The following is a 22,182-nucleotide window of genomic DNA, read 5'->3' on the forward strand; positions in this document are numbered from 1 at the left end:
CAATGAGAAACTTGAAACCTGAAACAAAAAAAACTTGAAACAAAAAACACATGGAAACAGTTCAAGCAATAAAACAACGATTTGAGATTATTGGGAATGACCCGAAATTAAATCGCGCCATTGAAAAAGCCATTCAGGTTGCTCCTACTGATATTTCGGTAATGGTAACTGGGGAAAGTGGTGTTGGTAAAGAAAATATTCCGAGAATAATCCATTCGCTTTCGCACAGAAAGCATGGTAAATATATTGCTGTAAACTGTGGAGCTATTCCAGAGGGAACAATTGACAGTGAACTTTTTGGTCACGAAAAAGGTGCCTTTACCGGGGCTACAAGTACACGTGAAGGTTATTTTGAAGTGGCTGACGGCGGAACGATTTTTCTTGACGAAGTTGGTGAATTACCATTAACAACTCAAGTTCGTTTACTTCGTGTTCTGGAAAACGGAGAATTCATAAAAGTAGGTTCGTCTCAGGTTCAGAAAACAAATGTTAGAATTGTTGCAGCAACCAATGTCAATTTATTTAATGCCATCGAAAAAGGAAAATTCCGTGAGGATTTATACTATCGTTTGACAACAGTCGAAATTACTTTGCCTCCGTTGAGAGAAAGAAACGAAGATATTCACTTGTTGTTCCGAAAATTTGTGGCCGATTTTGCACACAAATACAAAATGCCTCCGTTGAAACTCGATGATGATGCGGTGCAGCTTTTACAGAAATTCAGATGGAACGGAAATATTCGTCAATTGCGAAATGTAGCTGAACAAATTTCTGTTTTAGAAACGAATCGTGATATTACATTAGCCACTTTACAATCTTATTTACCTACAGAAGGAAGCAATTTACCTTCTGTAATTAGTGATAAGAAAAAAGATGATTTTAGTACAGAAAGAGACATTTTATATAAAGTTCTTTTTGATATGAAAAGTGACTTGAATGATTTGAAAAAGCTGACATTAGAATTAATGAAAAATGGCAACTCAAAAGTACAGGATATCAATCCGAATTTGATTCAGAAAATATACGGTTCTCAGGAAAATGACAGTGAAATTGATTTTGAAGAAGAACCAAGGACGGCTGTTATGACACCTGCAACACGCGAAGATAATTATCGTATACAAGATGACAATAATTATTTAGACGCCGAAACCATTGAGGAAGAAGAGATTTTACGTTTAGAACAAAAAGAAATCGAAATGATTAAAAAATCATTAGAAAAAAATAAAGGAAAACGAAAAGCGGCGGCTGATGAATTGGGCATTTCGGAGAGAACTTTATATAGAAAAATTAAACAATTCGATTTGTAGTTTTTTGTCACAAAGGCACCAAAACACAAAATGTTTTTAAACGAAAATGAATATCTTTGACCGAGCGTCAGTAATCTGGCGAAGCAATTCTTAAAACACAAAATGAAAAATTTAAAATATATTTTAATTCTGGTAATCGCTACAACTTTTAGTGGCTGCAATGTTTACAACTTTACCGGAACAGGAACAATCGATGCCAAAACGTTTCAGGTTAACTTTTTTCAGAACAACGCTGATTTGATTGAGCCTGGAATCGACAGACAATTTACACTGGCCTTGCAGGATTTGATTATGAATCAAACCAACTTAAATCTGGTAAGCAACAGTGGTGATTTAACTTACGAAGGTGAAATTGTAGATTACAGAATTACACCAATGACAGCTACAGCGGTGACATCAAATGGTGATGCCGGCGCAGCACAAAACCGTTTGACGATTCGTGTAAATGTTAGATTTTCCAATAAAAAGAAGGAAACTGATGATTTCGAGAAAACATTTGAATTTTACTATGACTTTCCCGGAGCATCACTACCAACCGGATCTGTGCTAAATGCAGCGATTACAACTATTTTTGAAAGAATCACCCAGGATATTTTCAATGAGTCATTGGCAAAATGGTAATTTTTTTGTTTAATTGGTAAATCATTTAGTCGTTAAATCGATTAAACAAATTTCCGATTAAACCGTTAAACAAATAAACGATTAAACAATAAATAATGAATGTAACTGATTATACATACTTAATGAACAAACCCGATGCTATTACAGAAAAGCAGTCGGAAGCATTAAGCAATGTTTTGAATGAATTTCCGTATTTTCAAAGTGCGCGCGCATTGCGATTAAAAGGACTTTACAATCAAAATAGTTTTAAGTATAATTATGCTTTAAAAGTTACAGCGGCTCATACAACAGATCGCACTGTTTTATTTGATTTTATTACTTCAGAAACTTTCACTTCTATTCAGGGTGAATATTATGATAAAAAACTTCAGGACCTTTTAAATATTACTGTTTTTGACAGCGAGATTGTCTTAGCAGAAGAAAAAAAGAAATTGGCAGAAGTTCGTATTGATCCAATTGAAAAATCAATTTTAGATTCTATTAAGGAGGCAACAGGTGTTACTTATGAGGAGACTGTAAAAATTATAGAAAAACCTACTTTAGATTCTTTTACAGAAGCAACAAATATCAATATTGAAGAATCTGAGGAAAATGATGAAAAACCAGTTGCTATAATTATCGAAGAACCGACATTAGATTCTTTTACAGAAGCAGCAAGCATTACTCTTGAAGAGCCTGTAATAGTTCAGGAACCAATAGATTCTATTATTGAAGAACCAACGACAGATACTTTTGCAGAAGCATCCAAAAGTACTACTGAAGAGTCTGTAAAAATTGAAGAAAGATTATTTGATAGCATTATACCAACTTTAGATTCTTTTCAGGAAGTAACAACCGTTACTTATGAAGAACCTATAATAGTTGAAGAAAAAATAATTGAGACCGTTACGGAGCAAGCTATTTTAGATACTTTTAAAGAAGTAACAGCCGTTACTTTTGAGGAACCTTTAATAGTTGAAGCAAAAATAATGGATGCGATTATCGAACAACCAACTTTAGATTCTTTTGAGGAAGTAACAACTACTACTTTTGAAGAACCTATAAAAGTTGAAGAAAACCCGATTGAACTCGTTATCGAAGAGCCGACTTTAGATTCATTTGAGGAAGCAACTCCAACTATTGAAGATACTCCTATTATTGAAGATACTCCTATTATTGAAACAACTCCAATTGTGGAATCGACACCTATTATAAAGGAACCAACTCCAACTTTCTTTGATGAAATTGTGGAGGAAGAAATTCCAAGCGTAAGAGTGGAGCCAATTGAAGAATCAACATACAATGCACTACAAGAAGCCACAGCAGTTGTTTTTGAAGAAGCGCCTGTAGTGGAAGAACCAGAAGCGATTGAAGAGTCAAAAGAAATAGAAGTTTCAGAAACAGTAAAAACGGCCGAAGAAAATCTGGAAATCGGAAAACCTTTGGATTTCTCTGTTAGTGAGAAACACTCTTTTCAGGAATGGCTTCAATTAGCCAAAACAGAACCTATTGATCGCACAAAAGATACTCCTGAAGAATCAGAATCAATTGAAAAGGTAGAAAATACAGTTGAAAATGTAGCCAAACCCGAAACAATTGATGAAGAGAAAAAGAAAAAAGCAGAAATAATTGATAAATTTATTGAGACAAACCCAAAAATTTCTCCAATAAGACAGACTGCAATAGTTCCAGCGGTATCATTAGATAATGATAAAGAAGAGAATTCTTACCTAATGACCGAAACTTTGGCCAGAGTATATTTGGAACAAAAAAAATATACAAAAGCCATACAAGCATATGAAATATTAATTTTGAAATATCCAGAAAAAATTAGTTTCTTTGCAGACCGTATTTCGGATATTAAGATTTTACAACAAAATAACAATAATAATTAAGCAATGAGCACATTTTCAATTTTTTTAGTTTTAATCACAATAGTTTGTTTTCTATTGATCGTAGTAATCATGGTTCAAAACCCTAAAGGAGGCGGATTATCGTCTACTATCAGCGGAACTCAAATGTTAGGTGGAGTACAAAAAACAACTGACTTTTTAGATAAAAGTACCTGGACACTAGCGACTATTTTGATTGCTTTAATTTTGCTTTCAAGCTTAAGCTTCACAGGATCATTAAGTGATACTGATTCTAAACTTATTGAAAAAACTGAAGCTCCTGCAACTACACCAGCTGCACCAGTTCAACAAGCTCCTGCTCCGGCAACGCCAGCAGCGAAATAATAGTTTTAAAATAAAATATAAAATGCCAGCCTGTCAAAGCTGGCATTTTTTTTAAGAAATAATGTCAGTTTTAGGAGCATGGCATAATTTCTGAAAGTTTATTGAACATTAAAAAAAGTATAACTTATAACATTATAAAATCATGGCCTTAAACATTAAACCGCTTTCAGATCGCGTACTTATTGAGCCTGTTGCTGCTGAAACAAAAACTGCATCAGGTATTTTTATTCCAGATACTGCCAAAGAAAAACCACAAAAAGGAACTGTTGTGGCAGTAGGAAACGGTTCTAAAGATCATACAATGACCGTAAAAGTTGGTGATACTGTACTTTATGGTAAATATGCCGGAACAGAATTAAAATTAGAAGGAACTGATTATTTGATTATGCGCGAAGATGATATCTTAGCAATTATCTAAATATTGCTATAAGCTGTAAGCTATAGGCTATAAGCTTCTACAAAAAAGCTTAAAGCGTATTGCGTAAAGCCTAAAGCCAACAAAAAATGAGAGATTTTAAGAAATACGATATTTGGCAGCTTAGTCATTCTTTTACTTTAGAAATCTATAAAATGACTTCTATATTTCCAAAAGAAGAATTATACGGATTAACAAGTCAGATTAGAAGGGCCCTCTTCATCAATCCCAACCAATATTAGCGAGGGATGCGGAAGAAATAGCGACAAAGAATTCAATCAATTTCTCAATATAGCTTTAGGTTCTGCCAATGAAACAGAATATCTTTTGATTTTAGCTAAAGATTTGCAATATTTAAATAGTGAAATTGCAGAAAATCAAATAGAAAAAATCAATAGCATAAAAAGCAAAATTTACAAATTAAAACAAGTATTAGTTCAGCAATAGGCTGTAAGCTGTAAGTAATAAGCTTCTAAACAAAGCGTAAAGCGTACTACCTAAAGCTTAAAGCAGTAAAAAAAAAAATTAACCCAGCAGTAGAAAAAAAGCTTAAAGCCTAAAGCCTACTGCCTAAAGCAAAAAATAAAAATGGCAAAAGATATAAAATTTGATATTGAAGCACGTGACGGATTAAAACGTGGTGTTGATGCATTAGCAAATGCTGTAAAAGTAACTCTTGGACCAAAAGGTCGTAACGTAATTATCGGAAAATCATTTGGTGGACCAACCGTTACTAAAGATGGTGTTTCTGTTGCAAAAGAAATCGAATTAAAAGACCCATTAGAAAATATGGGCGCGCAAATGGTTAAAGAAGTAGCTTCTAAAACCAATGACTTAGCGGGTGACGGAACTACAACTGCTACAGTTTTAGCTCAGGCAATCGTTAAAGAAGGTTTGAAAAACGTTGCTGCAGGTGCAAATCCAATGGATTTGAAACGTGGTATCGATAAAGCGGTTGAAGCTATCGTTGCTGACTTAGCTAAACAAGCTAAAGTGGTTGGAAGCGATTCTGATAAAATCAAACAAATTGCTTCTATCTCTGCAAACAATGACGAAGTGATTGGTGAACTAATCGCTACAGCTTTTGCTAAAGTTGGAAAAGAAGGTGTTATTACTGTTGAAGAAGCTAAAGGAACGGACACTTTCGTGGATGTTGTTGAAGGTATGCAGTTTGACAGAGGATATCTTTCTCCTTACTTCGTAACAAACCCAGAGAAAATGGAAGTTGAACTAGACTCGCCATACATCTTATTATATGACAAAAAAGTTTCTTCTTTAAAAGAATTACTTCCAGTTTTAGAGCCAGTTGCTCAATCAGGAAAACCATTATTGATTATTGCTGAGGATGTTGACGGAGAAGCTCTTTCTACTCTAGTAGTAAACAAATTAAGAGGTGCTCTTAAAATTGCTGCTGTAAAAGCTCCAGGTTTTGGAGACAGAAGAAAAGCAATGTTAGAAGATATCGCAATCTTAACTGGCGGAACTGTAATCTCTGAAGAAAGAGGATATACTCTTGAAAATACAACTATCGACATGTTAGGAACTGCAAAAAGAGTTTCTATCGACAAAGACAACACTACAATTGTAAGTGGTGCTGGTGAAGCTGATATCATCAAAAACAGAGTAAACCAAATTAAAGGTCAGATGGAAACTACTACATCTGATTATGATAAAGAAAAATTGCAAGAGCGTTTGGCAAAATTAGCTGGTGGTGTTGCTGTTCTTTATGTTGGTGCTGCATCTGAAGTGGAGATGAAAGAGAAAAAAGACAGAGTTGATGATGCATTACACGCAACTCGTGCTGCTGTTGAAGAAGGAATTGTTGCTGGTGGTGGTGTTGCTTTATTAAGAGCAAAAGCTGCTTTAGCGGGAATTACAGCTGACAATGCTGACGAAGCAACTGGAATCCAGATTGTATCGCGCGCTGTTGAATCTCCATTAAGAACTATTGTTGAAAATGCAGGTCTTGAAGGTTCTGTAGTAGTAGCAAAAGTAGGTGAAGGTTCTGGTGATTTTGGATACAACGCTAAAACTGACGAATACGTAGACATGCTAAAAGCTGGAATTATCGATCCTAAAAAAGTAACTCGTGTTGCATTAGAAAATGCTGCTTCTGTTGCCGGAATGATCCTTACTACAGAATGTGCATTAATTGATATTAAAGAAGAAAGCGCTGGCGGAATGCCAATGGGTGGCGGTATGCCAGGAATGATGTAATCGTTCTTTTCTTAAAACTTAAAACGCCAGATTCTTATCTGGCGTTTTTTTTTAGCCACGAATTCACGAATTAAGTATTCAAATCTTTGTGCTTAATTTTTTGTGCTACAGATTACACAGATTATAATCCTTTTAATCTGTGAAATCTGTGGCTACTAATTTTTTTCAAACAAAGCATTTGCAAAAAATTCGTGAATTCGTGGCTATTTTTTTATTTAACATTCTCTTTTTCTTTAAAAAATCTCTTATCTCTACCTTTGCGGTTCTATTAAAATTACAAAATGAGAAAATTCACCACTCAACTTTTATCTTTTACTTTCTTACTTCTTTCCATTTTTTCTTATTCACAATCCAGTAAAGACACTTATGTCGTTTTAGTTTCTATGGATGGATTTCGTTGGGATTATGCGAAACATTTCAAACTTCAAAACCTCAACAGAATTGCCAAAGAAGGCGTTCATGCCAAATCAATAAAACCTTCTTATCCTAGCAAAACTTTCCCTAATCATTACGCAATCGTGACCGGACTTTATCCGGATCATCATGGAATCATCAATAATGTTTTTTACGATAGTGCATTAAATGAATCTTTTTCATTGTCTACAAAAGCCAAAAATGACTCAAGATTTTATGGTGGAAATCCGATTTGGAATGTAGCGGAACAACAAGGTGTAAAAACCGCTTCGTTCTTCTGGCCTGGATCCGACACAGATCAAAAAAGGCCTGGTATTTATAAAAATTATGATGATAAAATCCCGTACGGAAACAGGATTGATACGGTTATAAAATGGTTAGAACTTCCGGAGAAACAACGCCCACATTTGATTACTTTGTATTTTGACGAACCCGATCATACGGGTCATAACTTTGGTCCGCTTTCTCCTGAAAACGAAAAAATGATCTACAAAATGGATTCGGTTATGGGACAATTATCATCCAAACTAGATCAATTGGCTATCGGAAAACAAATCAATTTAATCATTGTCTCCGATCACGGAATGGCCGACATCAGCAATGATAAAAAAGTAGCTGTTTTAGATTATTTAAAACCGGAATGGTTGGGTTATAAAGCTGTAATTAACCCAATTATGAGTTTACAGGCAAAACCCGGCTTTCAGGATTCTATTGCAAAGGCATTAAAAAAAGTACCCCATATCAAATTCTGGCGATCTAGCGAAGTACCAAAAAGATTGCATTATGGAACCAATCCTCGTGTGCATGATTTTGTTATTGAAGCCAAAAAAGGCTATAGTTTAGTAAGCAAAGAAAGTACACATATAAAAGGCGGAACACACGGTTACGACAATAAAGAAAAAGACATGCACGCTATTTTCTACGCAAAAGGCCCAGCCTTCAAAGTAAATAAAGAAGTTAAAACCTTTCAAAACGTTTCGGTTTATCCCTTAATAGCACATATTCTGGGATTAAAAATCGAAGAAGTCGACGGTAAGTTTAGTGAGGTTAAGAACATGCTTGTAAATTAGATAATGTGCCAATTAGATAATTAGATAATTTATTTGCAACCATTAATCAAAAATATATGAAGCCAAAGCATATCCGTAGAGGCGCACAACAGTGCGTATGCGCAAATCAAATACAAATTAAATTAGATAATCTGCCAATTAGATAATTTTATAGATTCCGAATAACATTATCTAATTATCTAATTGGCAGATTATCTAATTTAAGAGACCACTTTGTAAGTAGGATCTTCAATCACATTAACTTCAATAACCGCTTCGGCATTTTTAAGTAATGTTCTGCAGTCTTCGCTAAGATGCTTTAGTTCGACAACCTTATTGAGCTGACTATATTTCTTAGTTATGTTGTTCAGTGCTTCTATGGCCGACATATCAGCTATGCGGCTTTCTTTGAAGTCTATAATAATATGATTCGGATCGTTTTGTATGTCAAACTTTTCCATAAAGGCGGCTATCGAACCAAAAAACAATGGACCGTAAATTTCATAATGTTTGATTCCGTTTTCGTCAATAAAATTTCTGGCACGAATTCTTTTAGCGCTTTCCCAGGCAAAAACCAAAGCTGAAATTATTACCCCAATTAATACCGCCAAAGCCAGATTGTGAAGCAAAATAGTTACAACGGCAACAAGGATTCCAACAAAAATATCGTGTTTTGGCATTTTGTTGATGACTTTGAAACTCGCCCATTCAAAGGTTGTAATCGCCACCATCATCATAACACCAACCAACGCCGCCATTGGTAATTTTCCGATTACGGGTGCTCCAAAAAGTATAATCAATAAAATAGTCAACGCAGCAATTATTCCCGAAAGTCTGGCTCTTGAACCCGCGCCAAGATTCACCAAAGTCTGTGCGATCATGGGACAGCCTCCCATTCCGAAGAAGAAACCGTTTAAGATATTCGAACTTCCTTGTGCAATACATTCTCTGTTGCTGTTTCCACGAGTTCCGGTGATTTCGTCTACTAAATTCAGCGTAAGCAAACCTTCAGTCAAACCAACTGCAGCCACAATTACAGAATAAGGAAAAATCACTTTGAAAGTCTCAAAAGATAAAGGAATATCCGGAATATGAAATGGTGGAAAACCGCCTTGAACAGAAGCGATATCCTGAACTGTTTTGGTATCAATATTAAAGATTAATACAATAGCAAAAACGACCATAATCGCCACCAAAGAAGCCGGAACTGTTTTGGTTATTTTTGGAAAAAGCAAAACAATACCAATCGTCAAGGCCACCAAACCCAGCATAATATACAAAGGTGTTCCCTGCAACCAGGCAACTTTTCCATCGTACATGGTTTTAAACTGTTCTAATTGCGACATGAAAATCACCACCGCCAAACCGTTGACAAAACCAAACATTACAGGCTGTGGCACTAACCGAATAAATTTCCCAAGTTTAAAAAGCCCAATACAAATTTGCACAACACCACCCAACGCGACGGCGGCAAAAACATATTCTATTCCATGCGATTTCATCAAAGCGATTAAAACAATGACAGTCGCTCCTGCCCCACCTGAAATCATTCCGGGTCTTCCTCCAAAAATAGCCGTTACTAAACCCGCAATAAAAGCGGCATATAAACCCACTAATGGCGGAAACCCGGCCAAAATAGCAAACGACAGCGATTCTGGAATCATCGTCATCGCAACAGTTAAACCGGCTAAAATTTCGTTTTTGTAATTGACTTTTTGGGTAAAGTCGAAGAGTTGGAAAGCTTTTTTCATAAGTCGCAAATTTAGGGAATTAGAAAATTAGAGAATTGAGAAAATGCGGTTAATTAGATAATTGTCGTTAATACATAACTAAACAAACAACTTTGCAAGCTCTAAACAAACCAATCCGTTGATCCGATTTCCCGATATTTTTATTTAACTAAACAACCCACTTCAATTCATATGTAACTAAAAATTAAACAACTAAACTTAAATATATCTTCTTTTCGTAATAAAAACCCGTATAAACACCTACTTACAATCTTTAAACAAACGTTAATATTGTTTAAACAAAAATTTATCAACCAAAACTTACCAATTATGAAAAAATTATTACTCTCACTATTATTTCTATTTTTCAGTTCATTTCTGTTTGCACAAGTTAGTCCAACATTAGCTGTTGGCCTCGAAAAATTGACAATGAATAAAGGAACAATTGACGTAGAGGTCTTGACTGAAATCATTATGAGTAAGCAAAAAGAACTTAAACAAGAAGCACTCAAAAGGTTTATGTTTAAATTATTTCCTGAAGCTAATTTTACAACAAAATATTATGTTCAAAATTGTTTAAATGTCCTTTTAAATGAAAAGAATCCGCAAGTAATCGAAAAGGAAATTTTGGAACTTACGACTAATTATGCTTTATCATTAGGAACGACATATGCAATTATCAAAGCTAAAGAAAAACAACTCATTAAAGTTGATGAATATTACAAAGCATACAAAATTCATTCTCCTTATTATCAAGACATAATAATTAAAGAAAAAGAAAAATATTTCCAAAAAAAAGATAGAAGAACAGAACTAACTGACTCAATAAGCAAATATGACAGTATCGTTTCAAGTAAATTAACTACACTCGAAAAAGTAAAAAATATTAGTCCCAACGACTTTAAACTTTTAGTTTCGAACAAAAAAGAACTCGAAACATTCAGAAAAAAACTAGCTAGGCTAAAATTAAGAAAAGATATAATCAACAAAGCCAATACTAAAGATGACACATTAAAAATTCCATTTGGAATAGTTTTAGATGTTGTAAGCGCATCATTATCAAACATACCAGAATTACAAAAGAAAGGTTTTTTTAAAAATAAAATAGACTATAGTATAAGTGATTTTTATTTAAACTTAGAATCAAAAAATGAAGGTAAGGAATTTAAAAAAAGTCTTGATACCTTGAAGCGCTATGTTTGCGAAAAAATAACACCATATGTGAAAAATTATGAAATTATAAATGAATTTCTTAAAAAAAACAAAAATGATAGCGTACCAAACATTATAAAAAATTTACGTAAAGAAGCTGCAAATCTAGTAACCCCTCTCATTAAAAGCATAAAAACACAAAAACATGGACCTGAAATAGAAAAAAAACTTGATGAAATTACAAAGTTTGAAAATGACTTAAAATATCTAACAATTGATAAAATTAAAAATATCCAAAAAGAACAACTTCTTTTAAATCCTCTAGACTGTAATAATTGTAGCAAAAAAATTATTACATTTTATAAAAATTCATTTAATACTAAAAGCAAAATAGAAGCTATTAATCTAGCTACCTCGCAAGACTTTAAGATGCAAGTTGATAGTATACTGTCATTAATTAAGTCACTTCAAAATAATGTTAATATAGGGCAATTAAAGTTAAAAACCACTTCAAATCAAGTATCCCCTAATGACTCAATTATTTCAAAAGGTATTAATGATTCAATAGAAAAAATAAATAGTAAACTTTTCAAACAAAATAAAAATAACAAAAGCTCAACAAATACAGAAATACTAAATAATATATTAGATTTAGATAACATGATTAACTCACTTCCTCAAAACAGAGTTGGAGATAAAAATATAGAAATTGATAAATTTATAGAAAATGAGTTTTTGGAAATCAACTCAAAAAAACTGAATGAAAAAGTTAATATCATTGACACCCTGATTATTAAATTAGATAAAAAAATTAAGAGAAAGATAAGTGATACCAAAAGAAATGAAACAATAATTCAAAATAACATTAATGAAGTTTTCGAATCTATTGCAAATTTAGATGAGTTTTATAACGAATACCTTTCCTCTGTTTTGACTAAACTAGAGTCAATTCCATTTGATATTACTAATGTAGACTCCATAACTATTTCCAAAGCATCTAAAATATTTCCAGATATACATTCTAAAGTAAAATCACTCATTAGTAATCATGATATACGTATAAGTGATATTGCATATCTAGATGATCATATAACGGAGAGAATGATCGAACTAAAAATACGAGATAAAGTTAATGATGCAATTTATGATTCTATAATTAAACAGACTAAAATAATTATACCATTATTGAAAATTAGAGCATTAAAAAATATAGAAGGAGTCGTAAATTACAATGAAGAATTAATGAACTTATTTGAATTTATTTCCAACTTAAATAATCTTGACAAGGCAGAAACCTATCAGAGTATTGTCAATATGTTACGAGATGGAAGCAAAACTGTGCAAGATAATCTCGCAGATGGAGAATTTAAGGATGGTTATACACTTTTTATAAATGCAATGAAAAAATACACATTAATTAACCCTTCTGAAGAATACGTAGAAATTGACGTAGTATCTTTTCTAACCGACCTTCAACAATATTATGATCGAAACAACAAATCGTCCTTTTCACTATATCTTAGTTTAGGACTAAATCAGAATTTCTTTTTTAAAAATTTTAAAATTTCTGAAGAAGAGTCAATTAACAACATTAGTTTCGCTTCGGAAAAAATTGGTGTAAAATGGCGAATAGCGAGCTTTAAACGCTTTGAAGGATATGAAAATGTGATCAAAGATGATGTATATCTTAATAAAAAAGCTCCATTTATTAATGAATTTTATGGAATTGTTTACGGTGCCGGGCTATTATATACATTAGCAAATACAACTACTAACGAAAACTTTGACTTCCCGCATGTAGGTGCTGGCTTAGGAATGCGTTTTTACAATGCCTTAGATGTAAATTTGATTATTGGATTCCCTTTTGTGAAAGATGCTAATTTTGGAGATAATGCTTTTTGGGGTATAGGTCTTGATATACCTTTAGGTGAATATTTAGAAAAACTTGGCACCAAAAATAAATAGACATAATGTAAAACACATATTTAAATTTTAAAAATACCATAAAAAACTTGCGCAAAATCTGACTTCGCGCAAGTTTTTAATATCTCAGCTCCGCACAGAGTTCAGGCAACGCTGCGCGAATGTATCCGACTTCGTTCCAGTAAAGTGATTAATCATTATTCTATGTAAAACCCAGAACTTCGCGTTCACGAGCGGGACGCTCGCGCTAGCATTAGAGATGTAAATAATGAATTTTAAATCGTATTTTCGTTTTACAACCCATCGATTTCAAAAATGAGAAAATTTCTATTCCTAATACTTCTACTAGCTCAAAATTCCTTTTCTCAATCTTATGAAAAGAATGCTAAATGTGTTAGAACAAAGAATCTTTCAGAACAACAAAGATTAAATCAATTTCCTTTCTCCAAAAGTTCACAAATCAAGATTATTTCTTTTAAAGACAACCTGGAAGAAGTTTCTGGTCAAGGACTGATAAAACATACTCATTCAATCAAATTAGGAAAAGACGTTTTTAATCCTGAATTATATAATGAAACTGCGACTTTAACATCGGAACAAATAAACAAACTCACTGATATTATCTTCAATTTCACTTATAAAAAAATGCCATATGCAGCGGAGGATATAAAGTGTTATATGCCCCGAAATGCTGTTTTATTTCTGGACGCTGACAATAGAATAATTGGGTATTTAGAAATTTGTTTTAGTTGTAAACATTTCAGATCTAGCGACAAAAGATTAAGCATCGGCGAATATTGTAGTACAAAATATGATATGCTTAAATCAATATTTGAAAACGTTAATATTAAATATGGCATTTCTGAAATTGAGTAGTTTTATTCCATAAACATTGCAAGATTATACAAGTATGAAAGACGACCAAACCCCAAATAAAAAGAAAAACTGGCTTACAATAATTGTCGAAATTGTATTAGATTTTATTCTATCGTCGAGATAATACTTGTATAAAAATCTAACTTCTTCTACGCAAAACCCCTAGTGCCCCAGTAGACCACAAAGCCCATAAAATCAAAATCGGCTGAAAGAACAATCGAATTAATCGGGCCTGATCAGTATTCATTCCCAAAGCGTCAGTTCCATTTAAATATTGAGCAATATTACCAGGGAAAACCAGTACATAAAATACGGCAAGACCAAGACCTATTTGTATTTTATAACGGGTTAGAGAAATAAGAGCCAAACCTATTGCCATTTCGACAATTCCGGAAAGTATTACCACGAGATCTTTATCCATCGGAACCCAATTCGGAACCTGAGCCTGAAAATCGATTCGCTGAAAAGTAAAATGCCCCATGGCGGCAGTTATCATAAAGAGTCCTAAAAGTATTCTGAAGAAATTTTGAGTTTTAGTAGTTGCTATATTTTCCATATCATGATAAATTGGTTGCAATATTTTCAATTACTCTCAAATTTACAATAATAAAAAAACAACTCTTTGCAAGATTTGGGACAGAACGTTGTGTAATCTCCATCTGAGCAATGTCTTTTAATTCAACATCTATTCTAAGCAATATTCTCCAACCCACCCGGAAAAGGCCTATAAGCATAATAATGCAAAACTTCTTCAATGGCTATTTTTAAAGCTTCATTTATGGGAAGCAGGTTCACTCCCATTCTAAGATCAATTTGAGCCAACCTCATATAATAATCACTAAAAATGGGAATGTTTGTTCCGTTGTTGATTGCTACTTCGGCTTTAATAAAGTTTTCCTGTTGTTCTTCTTTTATGATTTTGCAGGTGGCTAATCGTAGTTTTCCAAATTTATCAGTCGTAGCACCATAACCAAAAAGACGGCAAATTAAACCGCGGTAACGGTAATTGCTACAGCTTCCTTTATGATATTCCAAAACCGAAAGCGAGCGGTATAAAAAGCAATTTTTAGTCGAAATACTGTTTAATTCTTTTAGAGTTTCATCAGCTTTACCATTCAAAAATAAATGAAAAGCCCAAGGTAAAAATTCTAAAGGAGAGGCTTCTATATGAGGCGTAGAACAGCATTTGCCACAACCGGCTTTGCAATGCAAATTTGTTTCAGACTGGAAAGCCGTAATTTCAATTTCAAGACGATCAAACAATGCTTCAACCTGCCTAACCTTCTCTTCTATTGACATTTGTTTTTTCGTAAGGTAGGTTAATAGAAATGCCTCCAGCTACAATTGGGGATTTATTGGGAAAGAAGTTTCAGGTTTCAGGTTTCAGGTTTTGTAGCTTTGCTCCGATCGCGGATATACACGACAACCAACACGCAATATTGTCATCCTGAGGAAAGAAGGACCACACTAGTAACTCCGCAAAGTGATTACGCAATGTTGTGAAGGATTTATGTGATATTCTTTGTCGAAGTTCTTTGTCGAGCTTCTTGTGTGGTCCTTCGTTCCTCAGGAAGACAAACTAAAAGCGAAAGCGCGATAAAATACTCCCAATGTTAAATTTACTACATGTTATCAAAAACACGTATAAATACGTGGTGTTCAATCTTTAATAATTCTTAAACTTGCTGTCAATATGGTGGAGCATATTTATCATGGTTTTTCAGTAGGTAGAAAACCTTGAATGTTTAATACTTTTTTTTGGGGAAAAAGTGAGATTATAATCGACAACGATTATGGATCTCACTTTTATTTTTATTTTGAACTTAAACCATTGCCAAATAGTTTTATTTAAAAAAGCGTAAACGTCTTAGACGTTTGCGCTTTTTTTATTCTTAAAACTTATACATCTCATTCACAGCGAAATCGACCTCAATTACATATCTTATAAATCTTATTATAATACAATTATAACTTCTGAAGGCAAAAATCATTTAGGTGTGCTTGTAATTTTGCAACCGATTTAAAAGACAAATTAATTATGGGAGCAATAGGTCTAGTTTGTCTCATCGATTGTTTACTAAGTCTTTAAGTTTAGAACAAAATAATCAAAAATGAAAAAAATAATTTATTTGCTATTTCTGCTCCAGGCGGGATTACTAGCAGCACAAACAGAAACTTTAGTCACTGTAAATGGAAAAAAAGTGACTGTTAACCCAAACGCACTTAGTACTGCAGACAATGGTTTAACAACTGATAATGGAAACCTTCAATTGGGTGGCGAATTAACAAAATCTACAGTTTTAACCACCACACCAACTTCTACTTTAGCCCTAACAGGATTACAAACGGGTGTTGAAACCAATAACATCGTAACTGTTGATGCAAATGGTATTCTAACAACTACTCTCAAACAAAGCTTAACTAGCGACGACCTAGGAAACCACACGGCAACTGAACATTTGAATATATCAAATAAGCATATTCAAAATATACAAACAGCATTTATAAACAACGGATTAGAAGTTTTAGATAGAACTACTTCTAATACAAAGTATTTCAGCCTCAATAAAGACAACGGGTTATTTAGTATTTGGAATTCCGGCACTTCCTCTAATGCCTTATCAATAGATGAAACGAATAATAATACATCTTTCGCTTCTACAATTAGTTTTCCAAATATTGATGACATAAAGATAGCACTTGCAGGTAGTTCAAATGGAGCCAGAATATCCTATTATGGATTGATTATATCAAATGCATCAGGGCAAAAAGGAGTAGCTGATTCAGGACAATTTAATTGGTCTAATTATTCAGGTCCTTCCGGTTCACAAAAAGAAATAATGCGTCTTACTTTTACTGGAGTTGGTCTTGGTACAACAGCACCTACAAATGCAATGCATGTCAAGGCTGTAGACAATCCTATAATTTTAGAAGGTTTGACAACATCTCCGGCTGCTACAAATGTAAAATTGGTTGTAGGAGCTGATGGTATTATTAAAAAAAGCATGTTTCCTAAAACATATAAAACTACATCATTAGCGCCCGGAGAGTCATATTCGGTAACACTACAAGTTAATCTCCCAATAACATCTTTTCTTGTTATGACTGGAAATGAATGCGGAAGAACGGCATTAAACTCTTTCCGATCTTACAACAACACATTATCCTTTTTAGGTGGACAAGGAAGAAATATACCCTTTACAGCAACCGTGCTAAATGATGACGGAAGTTCTCTAAAGTTAGAGGCTGAGGGTGTTGTTTATTGTCAAGATGGAGGAGGATCAAGTCAATTCGATTTTACAATTACAAAAGCAGGAGCAGTTATTACAATTACAAATAACGGTAATGTTAACAAAGGATATACTGTTGTGCAAAACGGAATATAAATTATTAAAAAACAATAAATAAATATTTAAAATATTTAAGCAAATCGAGAAAATGAAAAAAATAGTATACTTGTTATTATTGATCCAAAGCGGGTTTATGATGGCACAGACAGAAACAATGGTTACAGTAAACGGGAAAAAAGTTTCGATTAATCCTAATACAATCAATACCGCAAATAATGGTTTAACTTTTACAAATGATAATGTTCAATTGGGCGGCAGCTTAGTAAAACCTTCAACAATAACTACAACTCCAGAGTTCACTCTTGCCATTGCAGGATTACAGAGCGGTGTAAATGCAGATAATATCATAGTTACAGATGCAAATGGGGTTTTAAAAACAGTACCAAGAACTAGCTTTACAGGAGACAACTTAGGAAATCATATTGCTACCCAAAATCTGGATATGTCTAATAAAAATATTCTAAACATTAAAAACGCCTACATAAAAAACGAGGTAGAACTTTTGGATAAAAACACCGCTAATACAAAATATTTTAGTCTGTATAAAAGTGCCGGAGTATTGGGAATTTGGAATTCAAATAAAAATATGAACGTAATATCAATTGATGAAACAAATAACAATACAACTTTTGCATCAACAATAAATTTTCCCGATGTCAATGCTCCAAAAATATTATTTTCAAATAGCACGGATGCTGCCCGAATTGAACTATCAGACAACTGGAATTTTGGAACTGTAGCAGGTACAAAATCAACAGCAAATTCAGGACAGTTTAGCTGGCATAACTATTCAGGTAATGGTGCTACGATGAAGGAATTAATGCGCCTAAATACTACAGGTTTAGGTATTGGCACAACTGCCCCAACTGCTGCGCTTCACGTTAAATCAGCTGCAGATCCGCTTCGTTTAGAAGGCTTGGTAGAATCTACTGATCTTACAAATATAGCATTGGTAGTAGGAAGTGATGGAGTTGTTAAAAAAAGTCTCTTTCCTCAAACCTACGAAGTTCCTTCAGTTGCGCCAGGAGCAACGTATACAGTAAATTTAAATGCAAACATTACAGTCGCAACCTTTATTGTTTCAACACAGAATAGCTGTGGCAAAAACGCTATTGTCACATTTCAAACCTATAATAATGTTATATCTTTTTTAGGTGGTCAGGGAGCCAATGTACCTTATACGGCTACAGTTACCAATAATGACGGAGTTACTCAAAGATTAACCGCAACTGGTGTCGCAAGCTGTGAAGATGGTGGAGATGCCACTCAATTTAATTTTACAATTAATAAAGCCGGATCAATAATTACTATTACAAACGACGGTAACGTACCCAGAGAATATAGTATCATACAAACCGGTATGTAATTTGAAGATAAACAACCTTAATACTTGTGCTCAAAAAAAGCTCCTATGTAACCTTTTACATAGGAGCTTTTTTATTTTCTCAAAATGATCTTTACTTTTAATAAAACCAATGCGACAACGCCTTGATCAGAATACTGTCCGAAAGTTGACGAATTCGAATTCGCAAATTATCTCAACCTACAAAGTATAAAACTAATCTTAGGGCTAGAAATTTACTTAAGTTGATTCCTATTTAGAATCTCACTTTTTATTTTTCTTACTTTCTTCTATTTGAACTTCCAGATATGCAATTATTTTTTTAAGGCTATCTATTGTTTCTTTTCGTGCCTCAGCTAGTTCTTTATAATCCATCTCCTCTTCTAAATTTTCCTTAACAGTCTTTTTATAAATTTCCGGTGCTTCATTCAAAATATCTGCTTTGAGCATACTTCCATTTCCTGTTAAGAGCCATTCGGGATTAAGATCAGGGAAATGATGTAAAATTTTACCCGCCTTATCTGTTCCCATGTTGCTGCTATTATCCAAAAACTTGTTGGAAAACCCAAGTGATTGGCATAATTTATATTTTGTAATCCCTTTATAATCAATAAACTCCTTTACTCTTTCGGTAGCACCCATAAAGATAGTGTAATTTTTTACGTTAAATATTTGTTTTTTGTAAGATTTTACGCTAAATTTGTCCTGTTGTTAATACAAACTAAGCAATGGACAAAAGTAAGAAAACTAAACCAAGTTATAATCAAGATGTCTTAAAGATTATTAAAGCCAGGCACGGATATTCGTACGATTATATCCGAAAGTCAATTCGCGGTGACCGCGTTGGAATAATTTGCGACATGCTAAAAGCCGAATACCACAAACTCAATATCGAATCGAAAAAAGCAATTGAAAATCAAGCCACTAAATTTAATTTATAAATCAAAATCAGTACGATGAAAAAATTTACATGCCTTTTACTATTAATCAATACCGGATTAATGTTAGCCCAAACAAAAACAGTAGTAACACAACACGGAGAAAAAATAATGATTAGCCCGTATGCAAATAACGGATTATCAGCAAACAATGGTTTTATACAATTAGGAGGCGCTTTAACCCAGCCATCAGTTTTAACGACAACATCTGCTTTTACTTTAGCTATAAATGGACTACAGGCTGGAGGCGCTTCTGATAATGTACTGGTAACCGATACAAACGGCGTTTTAAAATACATACCAAGAGCCAGTTTTGGTGGAGGGGCTGATAATTTAGGAAATCATACTGCAACTCAAAACCTTTTGATGAATCGTAATGACATCGTATTTAGTGACAGAGTCATGTCAAACAGTAGAACATTCTCTCTTTATAAAGACAACGGGGTACTTGGTTTCTACAATTCATTTAGGGGAAGTAACTCATTATCTATTACTGAAGCTGGTAATGTGGGGGTCGGCACAAATGCACCTACAAACACTTTACACATTAAAGCAACTGCTGATCCCGTAAAAATAGAAGGTTTGACCCCTAGTGCAAATAGTAGTGACGCTCCTATTGTGGTAGCAACAGATGGTACATTAAAAAAAGGTGCATTTCCTACCATAAATATTGTTCCTTCTGATGTTGGAACTGTTATAGCTATTGGTGGAAAACTAGAGGTAGCACAGGAAATTACAGCATTGATGACTGCTAATTTTACAAAAACTGTTCCTGTTGGAACTACACAAGCAATAGGAAATTTCAATAATGAAATTATTGATAATGCAAATCTTTACAATGCAACTACAACAACAAATTCATTCAAGGTAAAAGCTGATGGTGTATATTCTTTAACAATGAATGTACAATTAACCGCAATAGCCAATAGTTCACCTGTTATTGGAGTTTGGTGTGACACCGACAACGTGTGGATAGCACGTGTTAATGACGTTGCAACTGGTGATCTCCAGACTTACACATTAATTACTGCAATAAACATGAGCGCCAGCAAAACATATTCGTTCAGGTTAGCAAATACAGGAACAGTAACACTTTCTGCATTTAGTAGCGGAACAACTGGATCAGGCCCTGTTTCTTTTTGCTCTTTAAAGCGTTTAAAGTAAGCTAATCATCTGGAAATTTTTTATATTTTACAAATCGTAAATCTTTGTATGCATGTATTTCTTTCTCTTTTGAAATATCTCTTTTCAGTACTAACCTTATTCTATTGCAACTAAAACTTATAATGGCAAAAAGGCGTCAGTGCGTCCATTAAGTTTGCAGCTAATTTTTATGAAAATAAAAGGAAGTAAAAACTTATTTTATTTATAAAGATTAGAACGCAACGTGAATAATCATAAAAGAAAATTGTTTAAAATGAGAAAAATTACATGCTTGCTATTATTAATTCAAAGCGGATTTATGATGGCCCAAACAAAAACAGTAGTAACACAAAATGGAGAAAAAGTTGCCATTAACACTGGCGCAAACAATGGTTTGACAACAAACAATGGCTATATACAATTAGGAGGTGCTTTGACGCAACCATCAGTTTTAACAACAACACCTGCTTTTACTTTGGCAATTCAAGGATTACAAGCAGGAGCTCCTGCTGACAATGTATTGGTAAGTGATGGTAATGGAGTTTTGAAATATATTCCACAATCAAGTTTTGGCGGTGCAGATAACTTAGGAAATCATAGTGCTACTCAGGACTTATTGATGAATAAAAATAATATTGTATTTGCAGATCGCTACTACCTAAACTCAAATACTATTACCTTTTCTAAAACTAATGGAATTTTTTCTATCAAGAGTAGCACGAATAGTACTAGTGCCTTAACAATTGAGGACGCTACAAATAAAACTACGTTAGCTTCTGCACAAATCAGCAAAGGTACAGATGGTGTCAATCCTGTAGTTGGTTCTATTGCTACAGCGGCAGATACTTCTGGTAATATCATTTGGCACGTTCCATCTGAAGCTGCACCTGTTGGTACCGCATTTTTTAAATATACTGTAAGTACCGATTTGTCTTTGAGCAGTGCAAATGGAAGAATTAAGTTTGGTACTGAAGTTGTAGATAAAAGCAACGCTGTGTCAAGAAAATTAGTAAATAATACGGGTACCTATTCTGTATTTATAGCACCAAAAACAGGATATTATTCTATCATGGTTTCCGTCTATCAATTTTTTGGAAGTACCGGATCTGTTGCAGCAAAACTATTTAGCAGTAGTATTCAACTTGTTGATGATACAAGCGGTCAGACTATTGCAACAAATGAGATTTATCAATATACAACTACCCCTTATTATTGGATGCCCCAAACGATTACCACTGTGAGTAAATTTACTGCCGGGCAAAGAATAACAGTTTTCTATAACAACAATTTTAAATCAGTATCAGGCATAAATGCAAGCACAAATATAGCTGGAGATACGTCAGGCCACCCGGCAATTTCTTACATTACAGGTTACTTTATTTCAGAGTAATAAATTAATAGAATGTTACCAAAATGCATGTTATTAGAAACATAACGGAGGAAGATGGAAAATACATCTTTAAAATAATATAAAAAGCAAAAGCTTCAA

The 22,182-nt window shown here is 33.7% G+C and carries 18 protein-coding genes and 1 pseudogene; 15 read left to right on the forward strand and 4 right to left on the reverse strand.

The genetic code is table 11. From position 1 onward, the window contains the following. The first annotated feature begins 50 nt into the window (after positions 1-50). The 8 genes and pseudogenes from IRZ99_RS16590 (at position 51) to IRZ99_RS16625 (ending at position 8,260) form a co-directional block, all read left to right on the forward strand. Positions 51-1,307 (forward strand): sigma-54-dependent Fis family transcriptional regulator, encoded by a 1,257-nt coding sequence (locus IRZ99_RS16590; RefSeq protein ID WP_194658326.1) that lies wholly within the window; start codon positions 51-53, stop codon positions 1,305-1,307. Between the two features lie 102 nt (positions 1,308-1,409). Beyond that, positions 1,410-1,928, forward strand: a complete 519-nt coding sequence (locus IRZ99_RS16595; RefSeq protein WP_194658327.1) for an LptE family protein — start codon at positions 1,410-1,412, stop codon at positions 1,926-1,928. Between the two features lie 95 nt (positions 1,929-2,023). Continuing rightward, on the forward strand, positions 2,024-3,802 hold the full coding sequence (locus IRZ99_RS21310; RefSeq protein WP_194658328.1) for a tetratricopeptide repeat protein: 1,779 nt from the start codon (positions 2,024-2,026) through the stop codon (positions 3,800-3,802). 3 nt (positions 3,803-3,805) lie between these two features. Further along, positions 3,806-4,144, forward strand: a complete 339-nt coding sequence (secG, locus tag IRZ99_RS16605) for a preprotein translocase subunit SecG (RefSeq protein ID WP_194658329.1) — start codon at positions 3,806-3,808, stop codon at positions 4,142-4,144. A 142-nt stretch (positions 4,145-4,286) separates the two neighbouring features. Then, positions 4,287-4,562, forward strand: a complete 276-nt coding sequence (gene groES, locus IRZ99_RS16610) for a co-chaperone GroES (protein ID WP_012023920.1) — start codon at positions 4,287-4,289, stop codon at positions 4,560-4,562. A gap of 86 nt (positions 4,563-4,648) precedes the next feature. Beyond that, positions 4,649-5,006: pseudogene (locus tag IRZ99_RS16615) on the forward strand (four helix bundle protein). A gap of 141 nt (positions 5,007-5,147) precedes the next feature. Beyond that, positions 5,148-6,776: a chaperonin GroEL gene (groL, locus tag IRZ99_RS16620; RefSeq protein ID WP_194658330.1), complete on the forward strand. Its 1,629-nt coding sequence runs from the start codon at positions 5,148-5,150 to the stop codon at positions 6,774-6,776. Positions 6,777-7,057: 281 nt separating this feature from the next. Beyond that, the gene (locus IRZ99_RS16625) at positions 7,058-8,260 is read left to right on the forward strand and encodes an ectonucleotide pyrophosphatase/phosphodiesterase (protein ID WP_194658331.1); all 1,203 of its coding nucleotides are present in this window, start codon (positions 7,058-7,060) and stop codon (positions 8,258-8,260) included. 200 nt (positions 8,261-8,460) lie between these two features. On the opposite strand, the gene IRZ99_RS16630 is transcribed toward IRZ99_RS16625, so the two are convergent. Beyond that, positions 8,461-9,990: a SulP family inorganic anion transporter gene (locus IRZ99_RS16630; protein ID WP_194658332.1), complete on the reverse strand. Its 1,530-nt coding sequence runs from the start codon at positions 9,988-9,990 to the stop codon at positions 8,461-8,463. 309 nt (positions 9,991-10,299) lie between these two features. Here IRZ99_RS16630 and IRZ99_RS16635 point away from each other — a divergent pair, with 309 nt between their 5' ends. Further along, the gene (locus IRZ99_RS16635) at positions 10,300-13,086 is read left to right on the forward strand and encodes a hypothetical protein (RefSeq protein ID WP_194658333.1); all 2,787 of its coding nucleotides are present in this window, start codon (positions 10,300-10,302) and stop codon (positions 13,084-13,086) included. A 273-nt stretch (positions 13,087-13,359) separates the two neighbouring features. Next, entirely contained in the window at positions 13,360-13,920 is a 561-nt protein-coding gene (locus tag IRZ99_RS16640; protein WP_194658334.1) for a hypothetical protein, read from the forward strand. A 139-nt stretch (positions 13,921-14,059) separates the two neighbouring features. Here the strand turns inward: IRZ99_RS16640 and IRZ99_RS16645 are convergent, their stop codons facing one another. Beyond that, positions 14,060-14,476: a hypothetical protein gene (locus tag IRZ99_RS16645; protein ID WP_194658335.1), complete on the reverse strand. Its 417-nt coding sequence runs from the start codon at positions 14,474-14,476 to the stop codon at positions 14,060-14,062. Positions 14,477-14,610: 134 nt separating this feature from the next. Further along, positions 14,611-15,219 carry a YkgJ family cysteine cluster protein gene (locus tag IRZ99_RS16650; protein WP_194658336.1) on the reverse strand — a complete coding sequence of 203 codons (609 nt, stop codon included), beginning with the start codon at positions 15,217-15,219 and terminating at the stop codon, positions 14,611-14,613. An 812-nt stretch (positions 15,220-16,031) separates the two neighbouring features. Here IRZ99_RS16650 and IRZ99_RS16655 point away from each other — a divergent pair. Further along, complete coding sequence (locus IRZ99_RS16655; protein WP_194658337.1) at positions 16,032-17,306, forward strand: hypothetical protein; 1,275 nt, start codon at positions 16,032-16,034, stop codon at positions 17,304-17,306. Between the two features lie 52 nt (positions 17,307-17,358). Continuing rightward, positions 17,359-18,636, forward strand: coding sequence for a hypothetical protein (locus tag IRZ99_RS16660; protein ID WP_194658338.1), 1,278 nt, complete (start codon positions 17,359-17,361; stop codon positions 18,634-18,636). 240 nt (positions 18,637-18,876) lie between these two features. On the opposite strand, the gene IRZ99_RS16665 is transcribed toward IRZ99_RS16660, so the two are convergent. Beyond that, positions 18,877-19,254, reverse strand: coding sequence for a hypothetical protein (locus IRZ99_RS16665; protein WP_194658339.1), 378 nt, complete (start codon positions 19,252-19,254; stop codon positions 18,877-18,879). An 86-nt stretch (positions 19,255-19,340) separates the two neighbouring features. Between IRZ99_RS16665 and IRZ99_RS16670 the strand changes: the two genes are divergently transcribed. The 3 genes from IRZ99_RS16670 (at position 19,341) to IRZ99_RS16680 (ending at position 22,083) form a co-directional block, all read left to right on the forward strand. Then, positions 19,341-19,553: a hypothetical protein gene (locus IRZ99_RS16670; protein WP_194658340.1), complete on the forward strand. Its 213-nt coding sequence runs from the start codon at positions 19,341-19,343 to the stop codon at positions 19,551-19,553. Positions 19,554-19,568: 15 nt separating this feature from the next. Next, on the forward strand, positions 19,569-20,714 hold the full coding sequence (locus IRZ99_RS16675; RefSeq protein ID WP_194658341.1) for a hypothetical protein: 1,146 nt from the start codon (positions 19,569-19,571) through the stop codon (positions 20,712-20,714). A 253-nt stretch (positions 20,715-20,967) separates the two neighbouring features. Then, positions 20,968-22,083 (forward strand): hypothetical protein, encoded by a 1,116-nt coding sequence (locus IRZ99_RS16680; protein WP_194658342.1) that lies wholly within the window; start codon positions 20,968-20,970, stop codon positions 22,081-22,083. The last annotated feature ends 99 nt before the right edge of the window (positions 22,084-22,182 follow it).

This window comes from Flavobacterium sp. LC2016-12 (assembly GCF_015351595.1).
In the GTDB taxonomy this organism is placed as follows: domain Bacteria; phylum Bacteroidota; class Bacteroidia; order Flavobacteriales; family Flavobacteriaceae; genus Flavobacterium.

Coding starts and splice junctions, on each gene's coding strand:
- IRZ99_RS16680 (WP_194658342.1), top strand. CDS start 20,968: ATGAGAAAAATTACATGCTTGCTATTATTAATTCAAAGCGGATTTATG.
- IRZ99_RS16660 (WP_194658338.1), top strand. CDS start 17,359: ATGAAAAAAATAGTATACTTGTTATTATTGATCCAAAGCGGGTTTATG.
- IRZ99_RS16595 (WP_194658327.1), top strand. CDS start 1,410: ATGAAAAATTTAAAATATATTTTAATTCTGGTAATCGCTACAACTTTT.
- groES (WP_012023920.1), top strand. CDS start 4,287: ATGGCCTTAAACATTAAACCGCTTTCAGATCGCGTACTTATTGAGCCT.
- IRZ99_RS16675 (WP_194658341.1), top strand. CDS start 19,569: ATGAAAAAATTTACATGCCTTTTACTATTAATCAATACCGGATTAATG.
- IRZ99_RS16590 (WP_194658326.1), top strand. CDS start 51: ATGGAAACAGTTCAAGCAATAAAACAACGATTTGAGATTATTGGGAAT.
- secG (WP_194658329.1), top strand. CDS start 3,806: ATGAGCACATTTTCAATTTTTTTAGTTTTAATCACAATAGTTTGTTTT.
- IRZ99_RS16665 (WP_194658339.1), bottom strand. CDS start 19,254: ATGGGTGCTACCGAAAGAGTAAAGGAGTTTATTGATTATAAAGGGATT.
- IRZ99_RS16630 (WP_194658332.1), bottom strand. CDS start 9,990: ATGAAAAAAGCTTTCCAACTCTTCGACTTTACCCAAAAAGTCAATTAC.
- IRZ99_RS16640 (WP_194658334.1), top strand. CDS start 13,360: ATGAGAAAATTTCTATTCCTAATACTTCTACTAGCTCAAAATTCCTTT.
- groL (WP_194658330.1), top strand. CDS start 5,148: ATGGCAAAAGATATAAAATTTGATATTGAAGCACGTGACGGATTAAAA.
- IRZ99_RS16635 (WP_194658333.1), top strand. CDS start 10,300: ATGAAAAAATTATTACTCTCACTATTATTTCTATTTTTCAGTTCATTT.
- IRZ99_RS16645 (WP_194658335.1), bottom strand. CDS start 14,476: ATGGAAAATATAGCAACTACTAAAACTCAAAATTTCTTCAGAATACTT.
- IRZ99_RS16625 (WP_194658331.1), top strand. CDS start 7,058: ATGAGAAAATTCACCACTCAACTTTTATCTTTTACTTTCTTACTTCTT.
- IRZ99_RS21310 (WP_194658328.1), top strand. CDS start 2,024: ATGAATGTAACTGATTATACATACTTAATGAACAAACCCGATGCTATT.
- IRZ99_RS16655 (WP_194658337.1), top strand. CDS start 16,032: ATGAAAAAAATAATTTATTTGCTATTTCTGCTCCAGGCGGGATTACTA.
- IRZ99_RS16670 (WP_194658340.1), top strand. CDS start 19,341: ATGGACAAAAGTAAGAAAACTAAACCAAGTTATAATCAAGATGTCTTA.
- IRZ99_RS16650 (WP_194658336.1), bottom strand. CDS start 15,219: ATGTCAATAGAAGAGAAGGTTAGGCAGGTTGAAGCATTGTTTGATCGT.